This is a genomic window from Coprococcus sp. TM115-187, from assembly GCF_027679115.1.
Lineage (GTDB): Bacteria > Bacillota > Clostridia > Lachnospirales > Lachnospiraceae > Allocoprococcus > Allocoprococcus comes.
Genome location: NZ_JAQEKS010000021.1, coordinates 40,367 through 49,777, shown reverse-complemented (window position 1 = coordinate 49,777; position 9,411 = coordinate 40,367). Strand labels below are relative to the sequence as shown.

Here is a 9,411-nt window from a genome sequence, read left to right as displayed (position 1 = left end):
ATGTTCCACAAGTTAGCTTAACAGCTTGCAAAAGTCATATAAAATGAGATTTGAAAGGAGAATGTAACTTCATGTTTGCTAAAAATTCAAAGGCATATTCTGTCTACCTGCTGTTCCGATTTGTCTGTTCCCTGGCGGTTTCTATGTCCACAGTGCTTTCCATCGTGTACCACCTGGAGGTGGTGCAGCTGGATGCTTTCCAGCTTGTCCTGGTAGGGACGGTTCAGGAGACCTCCTGCTTTCTGTTCGAGATGCCCACCGGTGTGGTGGCGGATTTGTATAGCCGTCGGCGCTCGGTGCTGATTGGAATGTTCCTCTACGGCCTGGGCTTTCTGATGGAGGGTGCGCTACCGTGGTTCGCGCCGGTTCTGCTGGCCCAGGTTGTCTGGGGTTGCGGTGATACCTTCATCACCGGCGCTCTGGAGGCGTGGATTGCCTCGGAGGAAGAGGACAAACCCATAGACAAGGTGTTCCTGCGGGGCAGTCAAATGGGGCAAATCGGCGGCGTTCTGGGCGTGGTGCTGGGCACACTGCTGGGAAACATAAACCTGCAAATGCCTGTCATCTTGGGGGGCAGTTTGTGCTTGTTGTTGGGGCTGGTGATGGTTCGCATCATGCCAGAAACCAACTTCTCCCCTGCTATTGAGGAACGGCAGGGCTTGCTTAAAGACTTTGTCTGCCTGTTCAAGCTCAACCTGGGCTTTGTGAAAGGCGCACCTGTGTTGCTGGCGCTCTTAGCAATCACACTATGCGGGGGACTTGCCAGTGAAGGCTTTGACCGGCTCTCCACCGCTCATTTTCTGGATGACACGGTAATACCCGTTATCGGGCCGCTGAACAGCGTCACTTGGTTCGGTGTTATCAGTCTTATCGGCAGCGGCTTAGGTATTCTGGCTTCTCAGTTGCTCATCGCCCGCATGGAGAAAAAAGGGACTGTCAGCCGAACCAGTGTGGTCATGTCCACCAGCGCCGGGTATATCCTGTTCCTGGTTCTCTTCGCGGTGGGGCGGAGCTTTTGGTTCATGTTGTTGGTGTTCCTGCTGGCGGGGCTTATGCGCACCATCAAGGAGCCTGTGCTGGCCGCCTGGATGAACGACCAAGTGGATGAGAAAATGCGCGCCACAGTCTTTTCCACCAGCGGACAGCTGGACTCTTTCGGGCAGATCATCGGCGGGCCTATTGTGGGGCTGGTAGCCCAGCAGGTGTCCATACCCTGGGGGCTGGTCTGTACCGCTTTCCTGCTGTTGCCCGCGCTGTTCTTAGTGCCGGTGGCGGGAAAGAAGCGGGATTGATATGGCATAGTTAAGTTTACTGACGAGCGGGAGATTACTTCCGCTCGTCTTCATTTAGTAGCGCAAAATTTGAGGACTCTTTATTTCCTTATTCGGTATAGCGGAGGCGGCTGTCAATTCGACATAATTTTCTTGTGATACTTTACCGTACATGAGCATTTGTTTCGTATTTGAAAGAACAAACTCACCAAATAAAAAAAACGATATTCGGGTGGGTTATTTTGTTATACCCTAAATTACCCTCTGAATTTGTTTTTAAATTTGGAGGGATTTTTTTATGTCCTTTTTTCGGGCAGTTATCTATCTGCTCATACGAAGCAAAATTTATCAATACATAGCATATCAGAGAACGGCAGGAAACCAGTTAAAAAAATTTCTGCCAGTGCAACGGTACTTCTCACCTTGAAAGTAGAAGTACAATCTCCATACAATAGAATTACTATTTCCTATAACCGTAAAGGTCACAGAGCCTTTGCGGTTTTTCTTTTGTCGATTTTTGTTGGAAAGTGCCGTAGGGCTGTTTCTGATATGCGGTGTCGTTCTCCGCCTCTCCATCTGGATTTTTTACATTTCAAAAATTCAGATGGGAGGTATTTATGGTGAAATATGCACCAAGAAAGGTATATATCAGAGAAAGTGGCGGCTATGTGGAATTATCCTACACGGAGTTCTGCCGTTGCAGGGAATCCGACCAGACCTATATGGACAAGCTGTTTATCCCCATTCAAGGCTGTCTGCTTGAAGTCGTGAGGGAGCAATACACAGACTTCTACCGTGACAAGGAACGGTGGCGTTATCTGCAAAAATTAGATACAAAGAATAGACTGCTATAAGTCCTTTTTAAGTAATCCAAGAAGAAAATCATTTGAAGAATATAAAGATATTGCTTTGGTTTGTGGATGGTATGGAGAAAAGAAAATACTTGACGATATCCTCGAATATATTTGGAATAATGTGCAAAAGGATAAAAATCATCCTTTTTTTAGAAATAAAGATAGAGGAGTAGAAGGATGGTTTGAAAAAATTTGCAAGGACTCAAATGATTATGAGAGACTTCATGAAATATGTGGGAGAGAAATACAAAAACATAAAGTAGAAAAGTTGCCATATAGAAACATTATTTAAAATCAGGTATACTTCAGAAGTGTCAAAAGGACTTCTGCCTATTATAGAAAGCTGATAAAATAGCTATGACATAAAGCACAGTTTACTGTACCCTAATATCATAGCTATTTTAAAATCACTCTATATTATGTAAGCGCTTAAATTTTAGACATGGATACAAAAATCCCCGGCCACATTTCTGCAACCGGAGCACCTTGATAATTCACATATGATTGATTATTGACTTGAGTCGTTTGCACGACGTTCGATTTCAGCTTTGACTTCTTCGTTCCATGAGGCAAGCCTATCTAACTCTTCATCGCTCATCCTATCATTCGGGAGTTTTTCCAGAAGATAGGTTAGATAGTGATAGACGTTTACTCCATTTGCTTTCGCCATTTCTACCATTGTGTAGACGATAGCACTGGCCTGGGCGCCGTTTGGAGTATCACAGAACAGCCAGTTTTTCCGGCCTACTGTAAACGGACGAATAGCGTTTTCACTGAGATTATTAGAAAAACTGCAGTGACCATCTTCCAAATAGGTCATAAGATAGGATCGGCGATTCTGAATATAGGTAACTGCCTTATCCATCCTTGATCCACGGACTGGATTTTGTTTATCAAGCCACGACAAAAAGCCTTCTACTATCGGCTTTTCTTTCTCAAGACGAGCTTTCTTGATAGCATCGAAGGATGAGTACTTCGCTTTAATGACATCTTCCAAATGGAAAAGCTGGTTGATATACATCATGCCTTGAACAGATGGCTGTGTATAATCCAGTTGCTTTCCTTTCGGAATCGCATCTGTCAGATATCTGCGGATGTGTGCCCAGCATGCTGTCCGTTTGGCATCAGGAACTTTGTTGTAACCACTGTAACCATCACACATCAGATATCCCTTGAATCCCTCAAGGAATTCTACTGCGTTATTCCCGGCACGGGTTTCTGAATATTTATAAAGGATGATTGGGAATCCGCCATCTTCCCCGCTGCGGAATAACCACATGTAAGATTTGGTCTGTGCACGCCTACCGGATTCGTGTAATACCTGGAGTGGTGTTTCATCTGCCATTGCGAATTCCCTTTTTAAGAGTTGCCGGTGGAAGTAATCATACATCGGGGTGAAATAATCCAATGTATTACGGATTACCCAGTTTGCCATCGTTGCTCTTGTGATAGCAACACCGTACTGTTCCCAGTCTTTTTCCTGCCGGGTATAAGGAAGACTGTTACAAAACTTCTGATACATGACCCAGGCGATAGTATCTGCCGCAGCCATACCGTGAAGCATATGTGCATGGCCGTCTTTTCCCTTTTTGATAACAGTAACGTCATCGTTATTACATTCCGGGCAAATATAATTTAAGCTGTATATTTCGATCACTTTTAACTTTGCCGGTACGAAGGAAAGTTCGCGGCGTACGAATTCTTCACCGATTTTTACCAGAGGAGCGTTGCAAACAGGGCAGACTTTTTCTGCATCCGGAAGATCCAGATATTTTTTGACTACTGGAATCCCTTTGAACCGTTCTGCGTTAGTTGCACGGGATTTCCGCTTTTTTGTCTCTTTCTCAGGCAAAAGACTTTCCAACGCTTCTGGTTCTGCAATAGTTGGATTCTGTTCCAGTTCGGCTTCATTAAATAAATTCAATTGTCCCGGAACATCCATGGAACGTTTTTCGCTGGAAGAACCGAAAAGCTTTTTGCGAAGCAGATCCACTTCTTCCTTTAAATTATCCCGTTCCTGAGTAAGAGCCTCTTCCCGTTTGTTAGCGGCATCTACAGTTGCCTGAAGTGTTTTTATCATTTTTTTCAGATCGTTGATCATGTCTTTCAACTCACGGAGTTGAAGGTCTTTAGAACTGTCTGCCACTGCGTTTCCCTCCCGGTTTTTGATACTTTTATTATACCAGAAATCATGGAAAACTCCTAGGAAAACGGGTCAATAAGAGGCTTGAAAAACGCTGAATTTTCAAGGAAATCCAGTGCTTTTATGTGTATTTTTTTGCCGTACAGTTTAAGTGGTTTTAATAGCTTTTGGCTGCTCGATATCGATGCCTGACATCAGCCAGTCGAACTCTCTCCAAGTGAGATTCCGGACTTCTGATTTATCCCGGGGCCACCGGTAAGAGCCTTGGGCGGTGAGTCTTTTGTAGATCATAACAATTCCGTCAGGCTCTTTTAAGATAGCTTTAATCCTGTCGCATTTGCGTCCACAGAATAGATAGAGCGAATGGTCGATTTCCATAGAGAACTGCTCCTGAATAATTGCGCATAATCCATCGATAGATTTACGCATATCTGTTCTGCCACAAACGATATAGATTGCATCGACATTGGAAATGTCCGCTAACATAATGGCTCCTTTAATGCATCCATTAAAATTTTTAGAAGCATAGGCTGAACAGTATTGCTCATACGGATTGTTAATCCTTTTGCTTCAATCTCAATCGTATGTGAATTGTCAAGGTACATAGAACTGCTTCTTTCATCTTGAAACAGTTCTGCCGGAGAAAGTTCCGGTTCTATAGCAATCTGAACGACATCCTGTTTGTGGGATGTAAGATCAAGAGTGCTGGCTTTGCCAATCGGATCTGGTATCTGACAGGCTCTTTTGCGCAGACGGGAAACGGCATTATAGAAGCAACTTGGAGAAATACCTTGTGCTTCACACCATGCAGCGTCTGTTAATCCACTTTGCCTGCATTCAGTTACCAGCTCCATCCAATCATCCAAGGAACGCCTTGGTGCACGTTTATCACTCATAATGAAACCTCCAAATGTAGTAAATTTCTACTTTCTATCAAAGAAGTGGAGTAAAAATCTATCTTCTATTATTATGAGTTAGAAAAGGGCGAATATCTAGTTACCCAAAAACTAAGCGCTTACTATATTATTTCATGATTTGTAAACTTCTCCATCTTTCATAACAAATGAACACTCTGTCATAACAGAAATATCTTCCAATGGATTTTTATCAAATCCAACAATATCTGCCAATTTTCCCGGTTGAATTGTTCCAATCTGGTTCTGTAGTTTTAGAAGTTCAGAATTTACCTTTGTTGCAGAAAGTAGTGCACCAGCTGGAGAAAATCCATACCTTGTCATTAACTCAAACTCAAAACCCTGATCACCATGATTGTCGAATGCACATCCAGCATCTGAGCCAAATCCAATCTTAACTCCCATATCAATCATTCTTTTAATATGCTTTCCATGATTTTTTAAACATTCCTCCGCCTTTTCGGCCATCCATTTTGGAAGTGCACCTTTTTTCCCAAATTCAATAATTCGTTCTGCCGCAATTATTGTAGGAATTAAATATACACCATGTTCTACCATCATCTCCATTGCTTCCTCATCTATGAGCATTCCATGTTCAATAGATGTTACGCCTGCCTTGATAGCATTTTTGATTCCTTCTGCTCCATGTGCATGTGCTGATGAAATTCTTCCCTTTAAATTAGCAATCTCTAATGCCGCCTTCATTTCGTCAAATGTTAATTCTGCTGCACCTGGCTCATCTCCGAATGACATAACACCTCCAGTTGCAAAAAGTTTTATTTGATCTGCTCCATACTTTAAATTTAATCTGGCAGCATTTCTTGCCTCATCCGCTCCATTCACAACAATTCCCAAAGATGCATTCAAAATTTGGGGACTAAAATGACTATCACCATGTCCACCTATAGAAGTTAGGGCCGGACCCGAAACAAACATTCTTGGTCCTTTTATGAGTTTATTATCAATAGCCTTCTTAACTGCTATATCAGAAAAATTAACTCCACCTTCATCTCTTATAGTAGTAAATCCAGCCATAAGATCCTTTTTAGCCTCTAACATAGCACTGATTGTAACTTCTTCTGGAAGTTTATGATACATAGGATCTACTGTGGGTGAACCATCTAAACATACATGTACATGGGCGTCAATTAATCCGGGCATTATAAACTTATCTGTTAAATCAATAACTTCACCTTCATCCTTGCACAAATTTTCTTTGATAACATCTATAATTATATTATCCTCTATCACAATACACATATTGTGTTGAACACTTTCATCCTCTGCTGTAAATAGCTGACCACATTTTATTATTTTCTTCATCTCTCTACCTCCTAAAAAATCATAGGTACAATAATACCTGCAAAAACAACTGAAGCAATTGTAACAGTTGTAAAACCACCAACTAGAGCTTTGAATACGAAATCTAATATTTTCAAAACTTCAATAAATAAACACAATTATCAATACAATACTCTTCATAAAAAATAAAATAGGATATTTAGTTGATCTGTTCCAATTAACGAAAAAAGGATCCTCATTTTGATCGTAGCTGGCTGTTTTTCCGATATTGGGCAGGCGTAACACCGTATTGTTTTTTAAAAAAGCTATTAAAATAGGTGTGCCCTGAGAATCCCAGATCATCAATGATCTCCGAGATTGTTTTGTCAGTGCAGGAAAGCAGGCGTGCAGCTTCTTTGATCATAAAAAATTTTCGGTATTCAAGCAAACTCATTCCCACAGAACGGTTGACGATTTTATTCAGATAACTGTCACTGTAATGAAGGATATCCGAGATTTCCTGACGGCTGATCTTACCGCGGTGGGATTCCAGAAGCCTTTGGATCTGTATAAATAAATATTCATCTTTACTATTGTCCACGGATATTTTACGTGAAGTATAGAGAGAGTAATCAAGCATTATCCCTAAAATTTTAGATATCATACCTTGCACTGCGGCATAACTTCCGAAAGAAAAATGCTGGTTTTCTTCCGATAATCGGTCAAAGAGATCTTCCAGTGCAGGAGTGATCCTGTCAACAGGAACTTTTGGATAAAAATCAAGGTATTGTTTCTCTCGATTGTTTAATGATCTTCGAAAAAAGTCATATATTTTATTTTGTCTTTGGCTGAGGACCCCTTCCTTGTTAATGGAAAGATCATTTGCCATTAATTTAGAAACAAAATCATCTGAAAGCATTAAAAAGTATAGAGTAGTATTTTGGAAAGGTAATTCACGATGACGGACCGAATGATCCAGTAGACAGCACTGTCCTTCATGATAGAGGTATTTTTGGTCCTCGATCTTTTGTTCTGTACTTCCCCTCATTACAAACATGATCTCAAAAAAGTTGTGTTGATGTCGTCGGGAAAAATTTTTAATAGTTTCTGAGAGCACATGCTCATTCTGGTAAAAATAGTGAGGAGCCTCTGCATATGTCTTAAAGAGATCACTGTCATAGTCAAATACTTCTTTTATCAGCAGATAGGGGGATTTTAGCTCATATAGAGCTGATATGGAACTGTCAGAATAATAAATATCGAATGCATTTTGAGGACCTGGATACATATTTTGATAACTAGTGGTATTGTGCATGTATTCTGAACTCCCTTCTGGTGGACTGATCGAATTTCCATTCTTGTGTTAGGCTTATTATACTATAGAATGAGATCTGTATGAAAGTACTTTGCAGTATTTTGGCGCGTTTTTGATATAAAGTGGTGGTTGTGTCCTGTTTTTATTATTGGATATTTCGGAGAAAAAAGTAATATTAAATTGACATTTATCATATGTTTCCGGAAACTATATTTTAACAAATTTTATGAGAAAGGTGGAAAAGAGGAATGGAAAATACGTCAGAAAAAAAATATTTAACCTTTATCCAGAAGGTGGGATACGGAGTCGGGGATCTTGGATCTAATTATTGTTGGACCTTTGTGGCATCATTTATTATGATCTATTGTACGAATACTTTAGGAATACGCTCAGGAGTGATCGGCGTTATCATGATGCTTTCTAAATTTTTGGATGGAGTATCAGATGTTATAATGGGGAGGATTATCGATCGGACAAAGAGTAAAATGGGAAAGGCGAGATTCTGGTATGCACTCAGCGCTTTCCCGGTAGCTTTTTTTACCTTTTTGCTGTTTAACGTACCGTCTGGTTTTACAAAGAACACGCAGTATGTGTATATATTTATCGCCTATACACTTATGGGAGTTGTATTTTACACGATGAGCAATATTGCATACTCCTCTTTAACTGCACTCGTAACAAAAAATCAAAAAGAACGTGTCCAATTGGGAAGTTACCGTTATATTTTTGCGGGATTGGCTGTTATTTTGATCGGTACATTTACATCTGACCTGGTAGAGTATTTTGGCGGGGGACAGCACGGATGGACGATCGTGTCATTGATCTATTCTTTGATCTGTTTTGTTTTTCTTTTTATTCCTGTTTTAGCGGTAAAAGAATTATCAGACAGTGAACTGATGGAAAGTGGAAATGAAACGGAAAAAGAGAATAAGATCGGATTTATAGAGTCGGTTATGCTCCTTTTTAAAAATAAATATTTTATTATGCTCCTGGTTTGGTATCTCGTTATGTATCTAGCAAGTGGAGTAACAAGTGGTCTTGGTATCTATTATACAACATATAAACTGAACAATGCCGGATTGCTGGGAACATTGAGCATGGTTGGTATGATCCCGGCAATGATCATTCTTCTTTTTGTACCCCAGCTTACAGAAAAATTTGGCATTCGCAGGGTTTCAATCTGGGGAGCAGTATTTGGAATCGCAGGAGGTATTCTGGCGCTCATCGGCGGGAATACAGAATTCTGTTTCATAGCAATTGTTATCGGTCTTGTAGGGAAGTCAGCTGGAACTGCACCAATGCGAGGCGGAGTGAATGCTCTTATTGCTGCTGCTGATGACTATTCTGCACTGAAGTTCGGAAAACGTGTGACGGGAATGATGTATTCCTGTTCTTCTGTAGGATTGAAAGTGGGTACTGGATTTGGAACAGCAGTGACAGGGATTTTACTCGAATTTGCAAAGTTTAATGGAACTACAGAGGCACAGTCGGCTTTTACAGTGAGCGTTATTAATTATGGATATATCCTGGCGGTTGTGATTCCTTCGGTGGTGACATTGCTTGTGCTGGTTTTCCTGAATGTAGAAAAGGAAAATAAAAGAATGAGAGAATTAGGGAAAAAGTAGGGAAATCA

Annotated in this window: 7 protein-coding genes and 1 pseudogene; 3 read left to right on the top strand and 5 right to left on the bottom strand. The window is 40.9% G+C overall.

Annotated features, from left to right (window positions below):
* Positions 1-71: 71 nt before the first annotated feature.
* Entirely contained in the window at positions 72-1,292 is a 1,221-nt protein-coding gene (gene tet(40), locus PGW42_RS12385) for a tetracycline efflux MFS transporter Tet(40) (protein WP_118442957.1), read from the top strand.
* A gap of 599 nt (positions 1,293-1,891) precedes the next feature.
* Positions 1,892-2,122 (top strand): annotated as a pseudogene (locus PGW42_RS12380) (sigma-70 family RNA polymerase sigma factor); the annotation flags it as partial.
* A 511-nt stretch (positions 2,123-2,633) separates the two neighbouring features.
* Here PGW42_RS12380 and tnpC read toward each other — a convergent pair.
* The 5 genes from tnpC to PGW42_RS12355 all read right to left on the bottom strand — a co-directional run bounded on the left by tnpC (position 2,634) and on the right by PGW42_RS12355 (position 7,778).
* On the bottom strand, positions 2,634-4,271 hold the full coding sequence (gene tnpC, locus PGW42_RS12375) for an IS66 family transposase (protein ID WP_270204030.1): 1,638 nt from the start codon (positions 4,269-4,271) through the stop codon (positions 2,634-2,636).
* Positions 4,272-4,415: 144 nt separating this feature from the next.
* On the bottom strand, positions 4,416-4,754 hold the full coding sequence (gene tnpB, locus PGW42_RS12370) for an IS66 family insertion sequence element accessory protein TnpB (RefSeq protein WP_024852967.1): 339 nt from the start codon (positions 4,752-4,754) through the stop codon (positions 4,416-4,418).
* Positions 4,748-5,164, bottom strand: coding sequence for an IS66 family insertion sequence element accessory protein TnpA (tnpA, locus tag PGW42_RS12365; RefSeq protein WP_117989149.1), 417 nt, complete (start codon positions 5,162-5,164; stop codon positions 4,748-4,750). Before tnpA ends, tnpB begins: the two co-directional genes overlap by 7 nt.
* 132 nt (positions 5,165-5,296) lie before the next feature.
* Complete coding sequence (locus PGW42_RS12360; RefSeq protein ID WP_117559307.1) at positions 5,297-6,505, bottom strand: metal-dependent hydrolase family protein; 1,209 nt, start codon at positions 6,503-6,505, stop codon at positions 5,297-5,299.
* A 214-nt stretch (positions 6,506-6,719) separates the two neighbouring features.
* Positions 6,720-7,778, bottom strand: coding sequence for an AraC family transcriptional regulator (locus PGW42_RS12355; protein ID WP_117559305.1), 1,059 nt, complete (start codon positions 7,776-7,778; stop codon positions 6,720-6,722).
* Positions 7,779-8,026: 248 nt separating this feature from the next.
* Between PGW42_RS12355 and PGW42_RS12350 the strand changes: the two genes are divergently transcribed.
* Positions 8,027-9,403, top strand: coding sequence for an MFS transporter (locus PGW42_RS12350; RefSeq protein ID WP_117559303.1), 1,377 nt, complete (start codon positions 8,027-8,029; stop codon positions 9,401-9,403).
* Positions 9,404-9,411 lie beyond the last annotated feature (8 nt).